The following is a 16,273-nucleotide window of genomic DNA, read 5'->3' as shown; positions in this document are numbered from 1 at the left end:
ACTCTTTCTTCTATTCGAGTGCTGCTGCTCCGCCGACAATCTCCGTAATTTCTTGCGTGATTGCTGCCTGGCGCGCACGGTTGTATTGAAGTGTTAACGAGCCGATAAGCTCTTTCGCGTTGTCCGTTGCATTTTGCATAGCAGTCATACGCGCAGCGTGCTCACTCGCTTTTCCGTCAAGTAGAGCTCCATAAATCAAGCTTTCTGCATATTGTGGAAGCAAGACCTCAAGAATTTCTTCTGCAGACGGTTCAAATTCATACGATGAAAGACGGCCGCCTGATGATTCAATATCAGTCAAAGGCAATACCTTTTTCTCCGTGACGTCCTGTTGGATCGCATTAACAAAATGGTTGTAGTACATATAAAGCTCATCATATGCACCTTCTGAAAATAGATCGACGGTTTTACGCACGATCTCCTTCACGTCAGCAAAGTTTGGCTGATCTGGAAGGCCGGTAACGTCTTCTGCCACTTCCATGCCACGATTACGGAAGAAATCCCGTCCCATGCGGCCGACTGCGATAATGACATAATCATCTTTTGACGTATGACGCTCTTGAATTTTTTTATGCACATTGCGTAAAATGCTGCTGTTATAGGCTCCCGCCAAACCGCGGTCCGATGTGATCACAAGGTACCCCGTTTTTTTAACAGGGCGGGTTTGAAGCATCGGATGTGTTACGTCTTTACTGCCGAGTGCGATTGACGCCACGACTTCTTGAATTTTATCCATATAAGGAACGAATCCTTTTGCATTCGCTTCTGCACGGCTTAATTTAGAAGCAGATACCATTTGCATGGCTCTCGTAATCTGACTCGTCTTTTTTGTAGACGTAATACGGGTTTTTATATCGCGTAACGATGCCACTTTCTCTCACCACCCTTTTTGTGTTAGATGACGCAGACAGGGCGGACGTCCGATTGACGGTACCGCCCTGATCTTGCGATTATTCGGATTTCACAAACGATTTTTTAAACTCGCTGATTGCCGACTTCAACTCGTCATCAGACGGAAGTTCTTTCGTTGTGCGAATATGATCGTACACATTTGTATGGTTCTTATCGAGCCAGTTCAACAGTTCATCTTCAAAACGAGTAATATCTGATACGGCAATATCGTCAAGGTAACCGCGTGTCAATGCATAAAGAATGACAACCTGACGCTCAACTTTAAGCGGTTTATTCAAGTCTTGTTTCAATACTTCAACTGTACGTGCACCGCGGTTCAGTTTTGCCTGTGTGATCGGATCAAGATCCGAACCGAACTGAGCGAACGCTTCTAGCTCACGGTAGGCAGCAAGGTCAAGACGAAGTGTACCTGCCACCTTTTTCATCGCTTTAATTTGTGCTGAACCACCAACACGTGATACAGAAAGACCCGCATTGATCGCCGGACGTACGCCGGAGAAGAATAAGTCAGATTGAAGGAAGATCTGTCCATCTGTAATGGAAATAACGTTCGTTGGAATGTAAGCAGAGATATCGCCTGCTTGTGTTTCAACGAATGGAAGTGCTGTAATCGAACCTGCACCAAGTGTATCGTTCAACTTCGCTGCACGCTCGAGCAAACGAGAATGCAAGTAGAATACGTCACCAGGGTAAGCTTCACGACCTGGAGGACGACGAAGAAGAAGGGAAAGTTCACGGTAAGCCGCCGCTTGTTTAGACAAATCATCATAGACGATCAGAACGTGTTTGCCGTTAAACATGAATTCTTCTGCCATTGAAACGCCTGTGTAAGGTGCAAGGAACAACATCGGAGCAGGCTGTGATGCAGATGCCGTTACGACAATTGTATAGTCAAGCGCACCGTGTTTACGAAGGGTTTCAACTGCATTACGTACTGTAGATTCTTTTTGACCAATTGCAACATAAATACAAACCATATCCTGGTCACGTTGATTTAAAATTGTATCGATCGCGACAGTCGTTTTACCCGTTTGACGGTCACCGATGATTAATTCACGTTGTCCGCGGCCGATTGGCACAAGAGCGTCAATCGCTTTAATTCCTGTTTGCAATGGCTCATGAACAGATTTACGAGCCATTACGCCCGTTGCCGGGCTTTCAATTGGACGTGTTTTTGTTGTATTAATTGGACCAAGACCATCGACTGGCTGACCAAGAGAGTTCACAACGCGGCCGATGAGCGCTTCGCCGACCGGTACTTCCATGATGCGGCCTGTACGGCGCACTTCATCGCCTTCTTTGATGCCTGTGTAAGGACCAAGAATAATAATACCTACGTTGTTTTCTTCCAGGTTTTGAGCCATTCCCATGACGCCGTTTGAGAACTCAAGAAGTTCTCCTGCCATAGCGTTATCGAGGCCGTGAGCACGTGCGATACCGTCCCCAACCTGGATGACAGTACCGACGTCGCTAACTGTAATGTCGGACTGGAAGTTTTCAATTTGCTTTTTTATCAGCGCACTGATTTCTTCAGCTTTGATGCCCATGCATGTCACCCCTCATTTTCTTCCAGAAGCAATACTGCTTCTGTCTAATTTATTAATTCGTTGTTAGTTGTTTTTCAAGACGGTTCAGTTTGCCGCGCAAGCTGCCGTCAAAAATGCGATTTCCGATGCGGACTTTTAAGCCACCCAGCAAATCCGGATCTACAATGTTTTCGATGTTTAGTGTCTGCTTGCCGACTTTGCGGGAAAAAGCAGAGATTACAGCTGTTTCTTCTATTGGTGAGAGCGGACGGATTGAATGTACAAAAGCATCCGCTGTACCGCGCTCTTCATTCGCCAATTCAATGTATTCATTACATACAGATGTAATTTCATCATTGCGATGACGTTGAACGAGAAGCTTCAATGTATTGACAACAGGTGCAGAAGCTTTCGCAAAAGCGGATTGAATCAGTGCCTGTTTGTTTGCAATAGAAAGCTTCGGTGATTTAAGAATCGTTTGAAGTTCTTTGTTTTCACTGAATACTTGTTTCACAACGCGCAGTTCTTCTTCTATTTCCGCTACCTGATGCTGTTCTTTTGCCAGTTCAAAAAGCGCGATCGCGTAGCGTTTTTCCGCTCCGGATTTACTCATCGCTCTTCGCCTGCCTCTTTAATATAATCATTAATTAACTGTTCCTGGTCAGCTGCAGAAAGTTCTTTTTCAATCACTTTCGATGCGATCATTACAGATAATGAAGCAACCTGCTCGCGCAGTGAGTTCATTGCATTGTCGCGCTCTTGTGCAATTTCAAGCTTCGCAGATTCTTTCAAGCGCTCAGATTCAGCACGGGCGGCCGCGATGATCTCTGTTTTTTGCTCTTCGCCCATTTTTTTGGCATTTTCAATTGTATTTTGCGCTTCAAGACGAGTTGCTTTTAACTCGGCACGCGTTTCTTCTAATAATTGATTCGCTTCGACACGGCTTTTCTCAGCCGCTTCGATTTCAGATGCAATATGCTCTTCACGCTGCTGCATGATGCCCATAAGCGGACCCCAAGCGAACTTTTTCAGCAATGCGAGCAAGATGATAAACATAGCAAGCTGGAACAGGATATCACCGCCATTAAAACCGGCGCCAGCTCCAAGTACGTATGCGTTTGTCGTCACGATCATTTCACTCCCTTCAAGAGATTCCGACTCTTTCCGCATAAGGAAAGAAATTCACTCACAATAAGCGTTTACTGTATTTTAAACATAAAGGAATGGCGAAGGTTCGCATTGGAATGTGATCTTCGCCATTTAGGCTCTCAAGATGTGAGTCACAAAGGCGTTGTTAATAGGATACGGGTCACAAAGGCGTTACGATGAACGAACATCGCGCTTTTAGCCTTTGATCTTTATCCTTAGCCTTTGATCCTCTTCCCTGGAGCTGTTTCTGTATCGTATTTCAGCTGCAGGTATTTTTCATACATACCTCGCCGCTTTTTCATTATTATTGTCCTTGTACCATGAACGCGATAACTACTGCGATAATAGGAATCGCCTCTACTAACGCTACCCCAATGAACATTGTTGTTTGAAGCATTCCACGTGCTTCTGGCTGACGAGCCATACCTTCGACTGTTTTCGATACGATCAGACCGTTACCTACACCGGCACCAACGGCCGCTAAACCAATTGCAATTGCTGCTGCTAAAAGACCCATGTTAATTTTTCCTCCTTATTTTTAAAAACATGATTTACTAAAAGATTTTTTATCCAGTGACTGAACAGATAATTATATCAATGGTCGCTGCTCACTTTGTGGGCAATATAAACCATCGTTAACATTGTGAAAATGAATGCCTGAATGGCACCAATAAATACAGAGAATCCCATCCATGCAAGCGTTGGTATGATTGCTGCCAGATGACCTCCAACTCCCGTTGCCAATGATCCGGCAAGGAGTGTCAGCAAGATTTCTCCTGCAAAGATATTACCGTATAACCGCAGACCGAGTGTTAGCGTATTCGCGAACTCTTCAATCAGCTTGAGCGGGAACATAAACCACATTGGACGGAAAAAGTCTTTTCCATATTCGGAGAAACCTTTCATACGGATCGCATAAAAATGCGACAGTCCCACAACCATAACAGCAAGCGTCAACGTAATAACCGGATCGGCTGTTGGTGATTTCCACCATAGTACATCATCGTAAACAACTGCGAACGGAAGACCAAGCATGTTCGATACGAATATATACATAATTAATGTAATACCAAGAATGTGAAAGCGACCACCCGTTTTCCAGTCCATGTTGCTTTTAACTATCCCTTTAACAAAGTCCATTATCCACTCAAAAATGTTTTGAATGCCTGTCGGTTTCATCGCCAAATTACGTGTTGCAGCAATCGCAATTAAAAAGACAATCAAGCTTGCAACGGTAATCATTAAGATGTTAGACAGGTTGAACGTCAATGTGACCCCGAAAAGATCAACGTGACGTAACGGAGACTCATGACCCAAATTATTTCACCTCTCTTTCCCGTTCGTGCGTTTTATAAAATGCTGGATTCCAAAATCTATCATAATCACCGCATATGCAGTCATTAATCCAAAAACTGTGCTGATCAAATTGAATTGATCGGGGTATTGGAGAGCAATCATCGCCGCGAGAGCCGCTGAGCCCATTCGCAAAATCGTTCCGAGAGACGGTATTTTCCTGCCTTCATCAACCGCTTTGCCAAGACGGGTAATCCGTTTGGATATGATCCAATGATTATAGAGGCTGAGTGCAGTTCCAAGAATAAGACCTGCATAAATGGTCGGCGTTGATGTAAAACCCCAACCGAGAACAAAGATGGCTAGCAGATAAAGTAAATATTTCCGCTGTCGTTTAATGGATTGCTGGAGTTCGGGCATAAAGTGCTAGTCTCCTGAATTGAATTGTTGAATTGTACGCAGCATAGCGTAAATTCCTGCCGAGAGTCCCCCCAGCAGTCCGATAATTAAAAAAAGAGGCACTGTATTCAAATATTTGTCAAGTGCAATGCCTGTAAAAACACCGGCGATCATAGAGCCTGTAAGCTGGGCTAAAACTGTGCTATAAAGCGCCATAGCCCTAAAAGGTCGATTTTCTTGATCCCGGTTCATTACACACCTCTTCTTAGTATGTTTGTATACCTGTTAAAAAGCAGTGATGAAAAACGTTTACACTATGTATAAAGTCCATTCTCCGTACCCTTTGTTAGCATACAATAGGGCTTTTTCAATGTCAATGTGTTCATTGAGAAAACCTCAGCGCACAACAAGGATTATTCACAAAATGCTCAAACTTTCCAATCCGTTATTTCAATATTCGAACAGGCCATCCTTTTGTTTACGGACGGCCTTGTTTATTTTATTTCACTTCAAAACGCTCTGGTTCATTTGGTGATGCTTTAAAATAGTAGCGGATCGCATCACAAATTCGACGCGACGCTTCACCGTCACCATATGGATTAGACGCTTTCGACATTTTTTCATAGGCCGCTCCGTCTGTTAACAATTCTGATGCAAGCGAGTATATGGTCTCTTCATCTGTACCTGCCAATTTCAATGTACCGGCATCAATACCTTCCGGACGCTCTGTCGTATCACGCAAAACGAGAACTGGAACGCCAAGTGACGGTGCCTCTTCCTGTACGCCGCCTGAATCAGTCAATATAATATGAGCCCGTTCAGCAAAGTTATGGAAATCAATCACATCAAGCGGTTCAATTAAATGAATACGCGGATCATTCCCTAAAATCGAATCGGCCGTTTCTCGTACGGCCGGATTTAAATGAACCGGATAAACAACTTGAATATCATCTTGATCGTTCACAAGACGTTTAATCGCACGGAACATGTTTTTCATCGGTTCACCAAGATTTTCACGGCGATGAGCTGTCATTAGAACGAGACGATCCGTACCAATTTTCTCAAGTACTTCGTGTGTATATGCTTCTTTAACCGTTGTTTTCAACGCATCAATCGCCGTATTGCCGGTCACAAAAATTGCTTTTCTTTCTTTATTTTCGTTCAGTAAGTTTTGTTCAGACTGCGCTGTCGGTGAAAAATGAAGATCGGCCATTACACCTGTAAGCTGACGGTTCATTTCTTCCGGGAACGGTGAATATTTATTCCACGTACGAAGTCCCGCCTCCACGTGCCCAACAGCGATCTGATTATAAAATGCTGCAAGACCAGCGACAAATGTCGTCGTTGTATCACCGTGAACGAGGACGATATCCGGTTTAACTTCTTTCATCACCTTGTCTAGCCCTTCGAGACCTCGTGTCGTTACGTCGATGAGTGTTTGACGGTCTTTCATAATGTTCAAGTCATAATCTGGTATAATTTCAAAAATGTCGAGCACCTGATCAAGCATTTGACGGTGCTGTGCTGTAACCGTTACGATGGCTTCAAATTCATCTGGACGGTTTTTCAGTTCCAGAACGAGGGGTGCCATTTTAATCGCTTCCGGCCGCGTGCCAAAAATCGTCATAACTTTAATCGGACGATCCATTGTTTTCCCACCTGCTTCTTTTATTTTGTTCCGAATAAACGGTCGCCTGCATCGCCAAGCCCCGGCACGATGTAGCCTTCTTCATTTAATTTTTCATCAAGTGCTGCAATGTAAATATCTACATCCGGATGTGCTTCTTTCACTGCTTCAACCCCTTCTGGTGCAGCAATTAAACACATAAATCGAATGCTTGTTGCGCCGCGTTTTTTCAGCGAGTTAATCGCTTCTACCGCTGATCCGCCTGTCGCAAGCATTGGATCAACAACGATGAAATCACGTTCTTCAATATCTGACGGGAATTTAACGTAATATTCCACCGGCTGCAATGTTTCCGGGTCGCGATATAACCCGATGTGGCCGACTTTGGCTGCCGGGATCAATTTCAATACGCCGTCTACCATGCCAATACCTGCACGTAAAATAGGGATTATGCCTAATTTTTTCCCTGAAAGAACTTTTGCTTTCGCTTCGCATACGGGCGTTTGAACCGTTACTTCTTCAAGCGGAAGATCACGTGTAATTTCAAACGCCATCAATGTCGCCACTTCATCTGTCAATTCTCGAAAATCTTTCGTACCTGTTTCCTTATCACGAATCATCGTCAGTTTATGCTGTATTAGTGGATGATCAAATACATATACTTTTCCCACATGCTCACTCCTTATTGTACATTCATCAAATGCCTTCCTCATTTTACTTGAAAAGAGTTTATCGGGCAACCAAATGAAAGGACCCTGAAAAAATCAGCCTCTTTATGAATCGTGCTGATGAAAGTGAACAACCATCTGTCAGACTGCGAATAAATATAAATAAACCGCCAGCAGCCTGCCAGCGGTTCGTTCTATTTATTATACTTGTTGATAGAGCGCATATCTCGAAGTCAATGCTGCTACACGCTCAGCTGACTCTTTTAATACTGCTTCATCTTCATGGTTTTTCAATGTTTTAGCAATGATTGAAGCGACTTCGTCCATCGCGTCAAGATCAAAGCCACGCGACGTCACTGCTGCTGTACCGATACGGACACCACTTGTGACAAATGGACTTTCTGGATCGTAAGGAATCGTGTTTTTATTTACCGTAATACCGACTTCATCGAGAACCGCTTCCGCTACTTTACCTGTCAGGCTAAGTGAGCGAAGATCGATCAATAATAGATGATTGTCTGTGCCGCCTGAAACGATATCAATTCCTTCTTTAGATAAACCTGACGCTAAACGGCTCGCGTTGTCGATCACGTTTTGTGCATACGTTTTGAAACTGTCTTCAAGTACTTCGCCGAATGCAACTGCTTTGGCTGCGATAACGTGCATAAGTGGTCCGCCTTGAATACCAGGGAAAATCGATTTATCGAGCTTTTTGCCGAACTCTTCACTGGATAAAATCATCCCACCGCGTGGTCCACGCAATGTTTTATGCGTTGTTGTTGTAACAAAATGAGCGTAAGGAACTGGACTTTGGTGAAGACCCGCTGCAACAAGACCAGCGATATGTGCCATATCCACCATTAAATACGCCCCTACTTCATCAGCGATTTCACGGAATTTAGCGAAATCAATCGCACGCGGATACGCGCTTGCACCAGCTACGATCAATTTCGGTTTATTCGCAAGCGCTTTTTGACGAACATCTTCATAATCGATTACTTGTGTATCTTTCGTTACACCGTACTCAACAAAGTTATATTGTACACCACTGAAGTTAACTGGGCTTCCGTGAGTCAAATGTCCGCCGTGAGATAAATTCATACCAAGAACCGTATCGCCTGTTTCCAAAATCGTGAAATAAACCGCCATGTTCGCTTGTGCACCTGAATGAGGCTGAACATTTACATATTCTGCACCAAAAATTTCTTTCGCACGCTCACGCGCCAAGTCTTCCACAACATCAACATGCTCGCAACCGCCGTAGTAGCGTTTGCCAGGGTAGCCTTCTGCATATTTGTTTGTCAATACTGATCCTTGCGCTTCCATTACTGCTTCAGATACGAAGTTTTCAGAAGCAATTAATTCAATTTTCGTTTGCTGACGTTTCAGTTCATCCTCAATTGCTGCAAATACAGCCGGATCTTGCGTTTGAATTTTACTCATCATCGTTCCCCTTTCCAATCTATTAATTCAAAATAGTATTTACGGATATCTCTTAAAAAATTCTCTTTCATTCTAACATGTTTTCTGGATCTTTCAACTGTATTTTATGCTTTTTTACGGTTTTTGGGTAAATAAATAGCTGTCTTTAATAAAAAAGACAGCAAAACCTTAACATTCATCAGTTGTTGAATCGCTTATATTCGTTTTTTCATAAATAGCCCGAGATCCGCCAATCAGCTTTGGCCGCGTTTTGGCCATCGTCACATGCGCCTCACCGATGCTGTTTCTTAACGTGCGTACCGGCACTGCCACATGCTTCAAATGCATGCCTATGAACGTATCGCCTATATCAATCCCGCCATCTGCCTTCACAAACTCAACGAGCACATGATCTTTTTGATTAAACGCATACGCCGCCATCGCTCCACCTGCTGTCCGCACCGGAATCGCAGCAACTTCATCATAACCGAACTTTTCTGCCACTGTACGCTCGATAACAACCGCTCTGTTCAAATGCTCGCAGCATTGAAACGACAGATGAACACCCGTTTGCTTTGCAAAGGTTTCAAACACTTCATATAAAATAGCTGCTGCTTCATCTGTGCCAGCCGTCCCAATCCGGCCACCTGCCACTTCTGATGTTGAACAGCCGATCAGAAACAATTGATCCGCTTTAAATTGCGCCTGTTCTTGCAGTTCGGTCAAAAGGGCTTGAAGTTCCTCTTTCCACTGAGTAGCTGCTTTCATTTGTAGAGCTCCTTTCACACTTTCCTATTTGTTCCCGGCGTTACTAGGTAGGAAAACCCTTATTGAATGAAGTTTCACTTTATATTTTCTCATATTCCTTTTGAAAGTTACAATTTAAAGCGCGTAATGACAGACTTCAGCTCCATTGCCTGTTCTTGCAGATGCTGGCTTACATCACCGATTTCACCGATGACACCAGACTGATCTGCTGCAGCATTGGTTACTTCATTCGCGCCCGCGGATGTTTCTTCTGCAATCGCTGCTACTTCCTGTGACTGTCTGGATGTTTGCTCGATTTTCACCATTTGTTGATCAACAAGGTTGGCGATTTCTTCAACGGCTCCTGCCATACTGGTAATCTTACTGCTTATTTGTCCTACTGCTTCTTGTGCAGATGCCCCTTTCTTTACTCCTTCACCTGCTGCTTCCGCCTGTGCAGTAATTTTTTGAACGACACGATCGACTTCTTCCTGAATTTTCTTCACAAGATCAGAGATGCTTTGGACGGCTGTCGCGCTTTCATCAGCAAGCTTTCTTACTTCTTCTGCAACGACTGCGAATCCTTTCCCGTGTTCACCAGCTCGAGCTGCTTCAATCGATGCGTTTAACGCGAGCAAATTCGTCTGTGCAGCAATATCACCGACAAGGCCAATGACTTTGCCGACTTTGCGTGCATTTTCTTCTAATGAACGGACGGCTTCAAGCGAGTCTGTATTATCTGCGGCTAATGAGTCCATACCATCAATAAGCAACTGAAATGTTCGGCTACTGACATCGAGATCCTGCACCATTCCTTCTGCCTGATGGGCGGACTCATTTGCTTTTTGTTGTACATGACCTGCGATACTTAATACTTCTTCCATTGCTTCAGCTGTCGCCTGAATCGCAAACGCAGAACTTTCAGCGCCTGTAGAAATATCAGCTGCTGTGTGCGCCATTTCCAAAGCTTTCTCAACCGCCTGTCCACTAATGCTTGCAATATGGCTAACACTTTCATTTGTCGCAGAAAAATTACCCTCAATACTACTTACCATCGTTCGTAAATTCATTAACATCTCATTAAATGCAAGTGCGAGCGCCCGAATTTCATCGTCCCCTTCCGGCAGCTCGACTTCTTTGGCAATATGGCCCGCTGCTGCCGCACGCGATGCTTTTTCAAGCCGGACAATGGGGTTCACAAAATAAGATGCTGCAAAATAGGCAAGTATCCCCGACCATAAAATGCCCTGTGCTAGTGTTAAAAATGTAAAAAATGTTTCATTTATATATGAAAAATACAAAGGGTACAAATAATAAATAAACAACGCACTAATCGTATAGGTAATAATAGCCAGAGATGTAACGAGCACGATCACTTTTTTCCGGATACCAAATGAATAGGATGTTTTCTCCCTCATGCTTTATCCCCTTCTTCCAACCATTTCTCAATATAAAAGAGCAGTTCATCGTACGTCTGACGGTATGTGTCAATCGGGCCGCCAAACGGATCGATCACATCCCCTTCATCTCCTTTTAACGTATGTGTTTTTCCTTTTAAATGAGGAAAGTGAATGTCAATCGTCTGTTTGTGTGAATACGTCATCGTCAAAATTACATCTGCCTGCTCCGCCATCTCTTCTGTCAATTGCATGGAAACATGTTGCACTCTAATTCCTTTTTCCGACAAAATTGTTTTTGTTCCTAATGATACAGGTATGCCTGGAGTGGCAAATAACCCAGCTGACTGTACGATCCAATCCGGTCTTTTCTCCCGCAAGATTGCCGCCGCCATTGGACTGCGGCACGTGTTGCCCGTGCAAACAAACAAAATATTCATGAACATCCACCTTTATCTGTACGTTTTCTTTCATTATAACGCTTCTACAAACAGGAAAATAGTCCTTTTCAATAAGAAAAGGACTGTTCACAATGAAAGAAGCCATTTCATACCAAGGAACATTAAAACAAGCCCTCCCGCCGCTTCACCTGCTTTGCCGGCGGCTGCACCGATTCGGCGACTTAACAACAAACCAGTCATTGTGAAAAAAGCGGAAGACAATCCGAAACAAGTGACTGCTTTCACATGATTCATGCCAATAACACCGAGTGACAGTCCTGCGGAAAAGCTGTCCATACTCACACCGAATGCAAAAAAAAACATTCCGACTCCCGCAGGCTTCTTCACATTGGATTCATTTTTCCATATCGACAACACCATTTGCAGCCCTGTTAGCAGTAAAATAACACCGCCTGTCGAAATAAGAGCTCCGCCAAACACACCGTGCAATTCGTTCCCTGCCGTTATACTGATGAACGGCATGATGACGTGCATCAAGCCGACCATTGTGCTCATGACAGCCATATTCCATAAACCCATTCTTCTCATTCCAACCGCTAGTGCTGCCCCGAACGCATCTGCCGACAACGCCAGTGAAAGAATAATGATGTCCATGCTTATTTATATTCGGCCTGTCCCTTTTTATCCATAAAAAAGCCGACTGATCTGGGTGATCAATCGACTTCCTTTATCCACCGATGACCGGCTGCTTTTTCCAATCTGTTCATAATTGCCGCGCCAACACCTTCTAATGGAAACGTTTCAGCCAAAATAACATCCAGCGAAGACGAATTAAACGAGCGCAGCGCACCATATAGATGCTTTGCAACCGATTCAATCTCATATCTGCATCCACATGAGATAATGCGATCGGCCACATAGAAATGTTCACTTTCTTCCGTCGCCATCATACCAACCTTTTTCCCTTCCGCCCGTAATTCATCAATTTTCTCTTGGATAAATGAATGTGTTCCTTCTATTAAATATAGTGGGGCCTCAGGAGCATAATGTGTATATTTCATTCCTGGTGACTTCGGTACGGCCTTTGCATTTTGAAAGGTGCTGCCGCCAATCTCCACTTTTCCAACGGCTGCTTCAATGTCTGTCAGCGTCACTCCACCGGGGCGTAAAATGACCGGATACGGGCCAGTGCAGTCAACAACCGTTGATTCCAACCCGACACCTGTATCCCCGCCGTCCAACACACCGGCAATCCGGCCGGAGAGATCGTCCAGCACGTGCGCCGCCGTCGTCGGACTCGGTTTTCCCGATCGGTTTGCACTCGGTGCTGCAACTGGTATACCCGCTTCCTTAATAAGCGCGAGTGCAACCGGATGATCGGGCATGCGAATCGCGACCGTATGAAGACCCGCCGTTACGAGCTCTGAAAGTACGCCTTCTTGTTTCGGCACGATGATCGTCAGTGGACCTGGCCAAAAAGAAGCCATTAACGCTTCTGCATAGTCCGGTACTGACTCCGCCAGACGATTCACATCTTTACGGTCAGCAATATGGACAATAAGCGGATTATCTGACGGGCGGCCTTTCGCAGTGAAAATCTTTTGCACAGCTTGATCCAGTTTCACTTGTCCACCGAGACCATAAACCGTTTCAGTTGGGAAAGCGACCACTTCACCTTTTCGAATTAGCTGGGCTGCTTCTTCTATTTGTGGATAATGTTGATGAGTTATACTAAAATTATCCACAATCCAGTGTTTTGTCTCCATTCTCTTCACCTTTGCTTGTATATTTAAAAAATCTTACGTACTCAATGATTTCTATATATAAAGTGAAACTTCATTCAGTGGGGGTTAGGTTCACAGGATGTGAATCATGCAGACGTTGTCACAGGACGTGACGATCTTAGTCTGCGTTCCGCTCATCCCCCACTGAATAAACAGGTACTCAGGTAAAGAGCGCCGCGTCCTGCGGCAATACCTGAGTGACCGGCTTCGGCCGGCCCGAACCAATCAGGCTTTTACGGGCAGTTGATCCCCCGCTTATCCTTCTTTTCTTTTCGATGTCTTGAAGCGGGGGTCTTACTGCCCGTTAATGCGGGATAAATCAGCTTTCGACTTTTATTCCAAACTACGTTATCAATAACATGTGGATAACCTTCATCATTTTGTGAACAACTCTGTGGATGAATGTGGATATTATCAGAAAAATGCAGTTATTTAATCCGTTATCCCCATCATCAGTTGTCCCCATAAATCGACAAACGCCCATTTTAATTCTGTCTTTTCTTCTTGTTCTTCCGGAAAACAAAGTGCTGGATACAATACGCACCACCAATTAGCTCCTTTTCCATCACCAATGGTGACAACGAGAGATTCATATGTACCTGGCGGATAATAGAAACGGCCGTATTGTTTCACTGGAAAATCCTCTTGACCAAATGTAACATGAACGGTTTGTTTTGCTCCCGCGGCTGCATTGGCAATTTTTTCAATTTCATCAAGATTCTTTCCAACCATGATCCGCGATTCTTCCGCCGAAACAGCTGTACGTGCCCAATTATTTATTTCTTTTGCGATTGCTTGATGAACGATTTCTTTCCGTTCTTGTTCAGCCTCGCTATTGTTATCTGCAATGACACGAATACGGATTGATTCATCTGGAATACCTCCAGCCATTTGATCAGCTGGTGCAAAATACATCATAAAAGAAGCCGCTGCCGAAAGCCCATATAAATATAGAATCATTGTTAGTGTTTTCATTAATAATCCCTCCCGGTAATCAGTATCACCGGGACTTGAATTTCTTATACGTGCAAAAATACCATTCTATCTTTTCCATTAATATCATACATAATTTTGACGTCTCTATCCGGGAATGCCTTTTGGAATATAGCAGCAACGGCTTCTGTCTGTCCCGCCCCAGTTTCCACGCCAGCAATCCCCCCTTCTTTTAAAACAAAAGGCAGCTGCTGCGTGATTTTTCTATATAAGTCAAGTCCATCTTCTCCTCCGAAAAGCGCCATATGCGGCTCATGATCTACCACGACTGTAGATAGCGTCTCCCGCTCATGATTAGGAATATATGGTGGATTTGATAATAATAGATCTACTTTTATATTACGTTGAATGAGAGGCTCCAATAAATCACCTTGTAAAAATTGGATAGTTATGTCTAGCTTATGCGCATTTTTTTCTGCTATTTTTAGCGCTGCTTTCGATAAATCAATCGCATACACATCCGCTTCAGGGCGCTCGCATTTCATTGTAATAGCAATGGCACCACTCCCCGTGCCAATATCAGCGATAACAGGCGACTTCATGTCATTTATTTTTTCAAGCGCATAATAAACAAGTTCTTCCGTTTCTGGCCGAGGAATGAGCACGTCGCTGTTCACTGAAAAGATTCGTCCATAAAACTCTTCCGTGCCGGTCATATGCTGAACCGGTACACCTTCTGCATGAAGATGGACAAGACGTTCAAATTCTTTCGTCTGTTCAACGCTTAAGACATCATGAAGACAGGCTAGCATTTGCGAGCGTTCAACTTGTAATATATATTTCATAATGTATTCGCCTGCGTTAGCATCCCGTTCATGATGTATTAAATACGAAGAAGCCCAGTTAAGGGCTTCATACATTTTTTTCGTCACAGGTTAATCCTCCAAGTTCTCAAGACGGCTAGATTGATCTTCTACAATGAGTGCATCAATCACTTCACCGACTTTCCCTTCCAATATTTGATCGAGCTTTTGGATCGTCAAGCCAATTCGGTGATCCGTCACACGATTTTGCGGAAAATTGTACGTGCGAATTCTCTCAGAACGATCGCCCGTTCCAACCGCTGACTTCCGCACAGCATCGTATTCTGCCTGTGCTTCTTTTTGAAACTTATCGTAAACGCGAGCACGCAGTACTTTCATTGCTTTTTCTTTATTTTTAATTTGCGACTTTTCATCCTGACACGATACGACTGTACCCGTTGGAATATGCGTTAAGCGCACAGCAGACATCGTTGTATTCACCGATTGGCCGCCTGGACCACTTGATGCAAACGTATCAACACGAATATCTTTATCGTGTATCTCAATTTCTATTTCTTCCGTCTCCGGCAACACAGCCACCGTTGCTGTCGACGTATGAATACGTCCGCCCGATTCGGTTTCCGGCACGCGTTGCACGCGATGAGCACCATTTTCATACTTCAACTTCGAGTACGCACCACGGCCATTAATCATAAAAATGATTTCTTTATAGCCGCCAAGACCGGTCGCATGTGCTTCAATGACATCCGTTTTCCAATTGTTTGCTTCTGCAAAACGAGCATACATACGGTACAAATCTCCAGCAAATAAAGCCGCTTCATCACCACCCGCCGCTCCGCGAATTTCCATAATAACGTTTTTATCGTCATTCGGGTCTTTCGGAATAAGCAAAATTTTCAATCGCGCTTCAAGAGCAGTCAACTGACCTTCTAGTTCATTCATCTCTTCTTTTACCATCTCACGCATGTCCGCATCGAGCTTATCATCGAGCATCACTTTTGCATCAGTGTACTGTGCTTTCACTTCTTTATATTCACGATATGCTTCTACCGTTTCTTGAATAGTAGACTGTTCTTTTGAATAGTCCCGCAGCTTTTTCGGATCGCCCGCAACATCTGGGTCGCTTAACAACTCATTTAATTTATCATAACGATCTTCTACTGCCTGCAGTCGGTCGAACATATTCTTCAC

19 protein-coding genes are annotated in these 16,273 nt (G+C 44.1%); all 19 read right to left on the bottom strand.

The annotated features are described in order from the left end of the window. Positions 1-10 precede the first annotated feature (10 nt). The 19 genes from BLL40_RS04565 to prfA all read right to left on the bottom strand — a co-directional run bounded on the left by BLL40_RS04565 (position 11) and on the right by prfA (position 16,264). A complete protein-coding gene (locus tag BLL40_RS04565; RefSeq protein ID WP_073710736.1) occupies positions 11-871 on the bottom strand; it encodes a F0F1 ATP synthase subunit gamma in 861 nt (286 codons plus the stop codon). A 79-nt stretch (positions 872-950) separates the two neighbouring features. Next, positions 951-2,459 (bottom strand): F0F1 ATP synthase subunit alpha, encoded by a 1,509-nt coding sequence (atpA, locus tag BLL40_RS04560; RefSeq protein WP_073710735.1) that lies wholly within the window; start codon positions 2,457-2,459, stop codon positions 951-953. Between the two features lie 52 nt (positions 2,460-2,511). Further along, positions 2,512-3,051, bottom strand: a complete 540-nt coding sequence (locus BLL40_RS04555) for a F0F1 ATP synthase subunit delta (protein ID WP_073710734.1) — start codon at positions 3,049-3,051, stop codon at positions 2,512-2,514. Continuing rightward, a complete protein-coding gene (atpF, locus tag BLL40_RS04550; RefSeq protein WP_073710836.1) occupies positions 3,048-3,566 on the bottom strand; it encodes a F0F1 ATP synthase subunit B in 519 nt (172 codons plus the stop codon). The genes BLL40_RS04555 and atpF overlap by 4 nt, the downstream gene beginning before the upstream one ends. A 325-nt stretch (positions 3,567-3,891) precedes the next feature. Further along, positions 3,892-4,104 carry a F0F1 ATP synthase subunit C gene (gene atpE, locus BLL40_RS04545; RefSeq protein WP_045852010.1) on the bottom strand — a complete coding sequence of 71 codons (213 nt, stop codon included), beginning with the start codon at positions 4,102-4,104 and terminating at the stop codon, positions 3,892-3,894. Positions 4,105-4,181: 77 nt separating this feature from the next. After that, positions 4,182-4,904, bottom strand: coding sequence for a F0F1 ATP synthase subunit A (gene atpB, locus BLL40_RS04540; protein WP_073710733.1), 723 nt, complete (start codon positions 4,902-4,904; stop codon positions 4,182-4,184). Between the two features lie 6 nt (positions 4,905-4,910). Next, on the bottom strand, positions 4,911-5,300 hold the full coding sequence (locus BLL40_RS04535; RefSeq protein WP_073710732.1) for an ATP synthase subunit I: 390 nt from the start codon (positions 5,298-5,300) through the stop codon (positions 4,911-4,913). 6 nt (positions 5,301-5,306) lie between these two features. Then, on the bottom strand, positions 5,307-5,531 hold the full coding sequence (locus BLL40_RS04530) for an AtpZ/AtpI family protein (RefSeq protein WP_073710731.1): 225 nt from the start codon (positions 5,529-5,531) through the stop codon (positions 5,307-5,309). Between the two features lie 247 nt (positions 5,532-5,778). Beyond that, entirely contained in the window at positions 5,779-6,927 is a 1,149-nt protein-coding gene (gene wecB, locus BLL40_RS04525) for a non-hydrolyzing UDP-N-acetylglucosamine 2-epimerase (protein WP_073710730.1), read from the bottom strand. A gap of 20 nt (positions 6,928-6,947) precedes the next feature. Then, positions 6,948-7,577, bottom strand: coding sequence for a uracil phosphoribosyltransferase (gene upp / locus BLL40_RS04520; protein WP_073710729.1), 630 nt, complete (start codon positions 7,575-7,577; stop codon positions 6,948-6,950). Positions 7,578-7,775: 198 nt separating this feature from the next. Further along, complete coding sequence (gene glyA / locus BLL40_RS04515; protein ID WP_073710728.1) at positions 7,776-9,017, bottom strand: serine hydroxymethyltransferase; 1,242 nt, start codon at positions 9,015-9,017, stop codon at positions 7,776-7,778. Positions 9,018-9,185: 168 nt separating this feature from the next. Beyond that, positions 9,186-9,764 (bottom strand): TIGR01440 family protein, encoded by a 579-nt coding sequence (locus tag BLL40_RS04510; protein WP_073710727.1) that lies wholly within the window; start codon positions 9,762-9,764, stop codon positions 9,186-9,188. A 107-nt stretch (positions 9,765-9,871) separates the two neighbouring features. Next, positions 9,872-11,161 (bottom strand): methyl-accepting chemotaxis protein, encoded by a 1,290-nt coding sequence (locus BLL40_RS04505; protein WP_073710726.1) that lies wholly within the window; start codon positions 11,159-11,161, stop codon positions 9,872-9,874. Continuing rightward, complete coding sequence (locus BLL40_RS04500) at positions 11,158-11,580, bottom strand: low molecular weight protein arginine phosphatase (protein WP_083566282.1); 423 nt, start codon at positions 11,578-11,580, stop codon at positions 11,158-11,160. The genes BLL40_RS04505 and BLL40_RS04500 overlap by 4 nt, the downstream gene beginning before the upstream one ends. A gap of 87 nt (positions 11,581-11,667) precedes the next feature. After that, on the bottom strand, positions 11,668-12,195 hold the full coding sequence (locus BLL40_RS04495; RefSeq protein WP_073710724.1) for a manganese efflux pump MntP: 528 nt from the start codon (positions 12,193-12,195) through the stop codon (positions 11,668-11,670). A gap of 59 nt (positions 12,196-12,254) precedes the next feature. Then, a complete protein-coding gene (locus BLL40_RS04490; protein ID WP_073710723.1) occupies positions 12,255-13,307 on the bottom strand; it encodes an L-threonylcarbamoyladenylate synthase in 1,053 nt (350 codons plus the stop codon). A gap of 450 nt (positions 13,308-13,757) precedes the next feature. After that, positions 13,758-14,300, bottom strand: coding sequence for a stage II sporulation protein R (locus BLL40_RS04485; RefSeq protein ID WP_073710722.1), 543 nt, complete (start codon positions 14,298-14,300; stop codon positions 13,758-13,760). Positions 14,301-14,344: 44 nt separating this feature from the next. Beyond that, positions 14,345-15,190, bottom strand: a complete 846-nt coding sequence (prmC, locus tag BLL40_RS04480; RefSeq protein WP_173799890.1) for a peptide chain release factor N(5)-glutamine methyltransferase — start codon at positions 15,188-15,190, stop codon at positions 14,345-14,347. A 3-nt stretch (positions 15,191-15,193) separates the two neighbouring features. Beyond that, positions 15,194-16,264, bottom strand: coding sequence for a peptide chain release factor 1 (gene prfA, locus BLL40_RS04475; RefSeq protein ID WP_073710721.1), 1,071 nt, complete (start codon positions 16,262-16,264; stop codon positions 15,194-15,196). Between the last annotated feature and the right edge of the window lie 9 nt (positions 16,265-16,273).

The organism is Domibacillus mangrovi (assembly GCF_001906925.1).
GTDB classification, from domain to species: domain Bacteria; phylum Bacillota; class Bacilli; order Bacillales; family Domibacillaceae; genus Domibacillus; species Domibacillus mangrovi.
Note: the sequence above shows the minus strand (reverse complement) of the source record. Positions and strands in the feature narration are given on the sequence as shown.

Coding starts and splice junctions, on each gene's coding strand:
- atpE (WP_045852010.1), bottom strand. CDS start 4,104: ATGGGTCTTTTAGCAGCAGCAATTGCAATTGGTTTAGCGGCCGTTGGT.
- BLL40_RS04510 (WP_073710727.1), bottom strand. CDS start 9,764: ATGAAAGCAGCTACTCAGTGGAAAGAGGAACTTCAAGCCCTTTTGACC.
- BLL40_RS04505 (WP_073710726.1), bottom strand. CDS start 11,161: ATGAGGGAGAAAACATCCTATTCATTTGGTATCCGGAAAAAAGTGATC.
- BLL40_RS04495 (WP_073710724.1), bottom strand. CDS start 12,195: ATGGACATCATTATTCTTTCACTGGCGTTGTCGGCAGATGCGTTCGGG.
- BLL40_RS04530 (WP_073710731.1), bottom strand. CDS start 5,531: ATGAACCGGGATCAAGAAAATCGACCTTTTAGGGCTATGGCGCTTTAT.
- BLL40_RS04490 (WP_073710723.1), bottom strand. CDS start 13,307: ATGGAGACAAAACACTGGATTGTGGATAATTTTAGTATAACTCATCAA.
- BLL40_RS04500 (WP_083566282.1), bottom strand. CDS start 11,580: ATGAATATTTTGTTTGTTTGCACGGGCAACACGTGCCGCAGTCCAATG.
- glyA (WP_073710728.1), bottom strand. CDS start 9,017: ATGAGTAAAATTCAAACGCAAGATCCGGCTGTATTTGCAGCAATTGAG.
- atpA (WP_073710735.1), bottom strand. CDS start 2,459: ATGGGCATCAAAGCTGAAGAAATCAGTGCGCTGATAAAAAAGCAAATT.
- BLL40_RS04485 (WP_073710722.1), bottom strand. CDS start 14,300: ATGAAAACACTAACAATGATTCTATATTTATATGGGCTTTCGGCAGCG.
- BLL40_RS04535 (WP_073710732.1), bottom strand. CDS start 5,300: ATGCCCGAACTCCAGCAATCCATTAAACGACAGCGGAAATATTTACTT.
- wecB (WP_073710730.1), bottom strand. CDS start 6,927: ATGGATCGTCCGATTAAAGTTATGACGATTTTTGGCACGCGGCCGGAA.
- BLL40_RS04555 (WP_073710734.1), bottom strand. CDS start 3,051: ATGAGTAAATCCGGAGCGGAAAAACGCTACGCGATCGCGCTTTTTGAA.
- prfA (WP_073710721.1), bottom strand. CDS start 16,264: ATGTTCGACCGACTGCAGGCAGTAGAAGATCGTTATGATAAATTAAAT.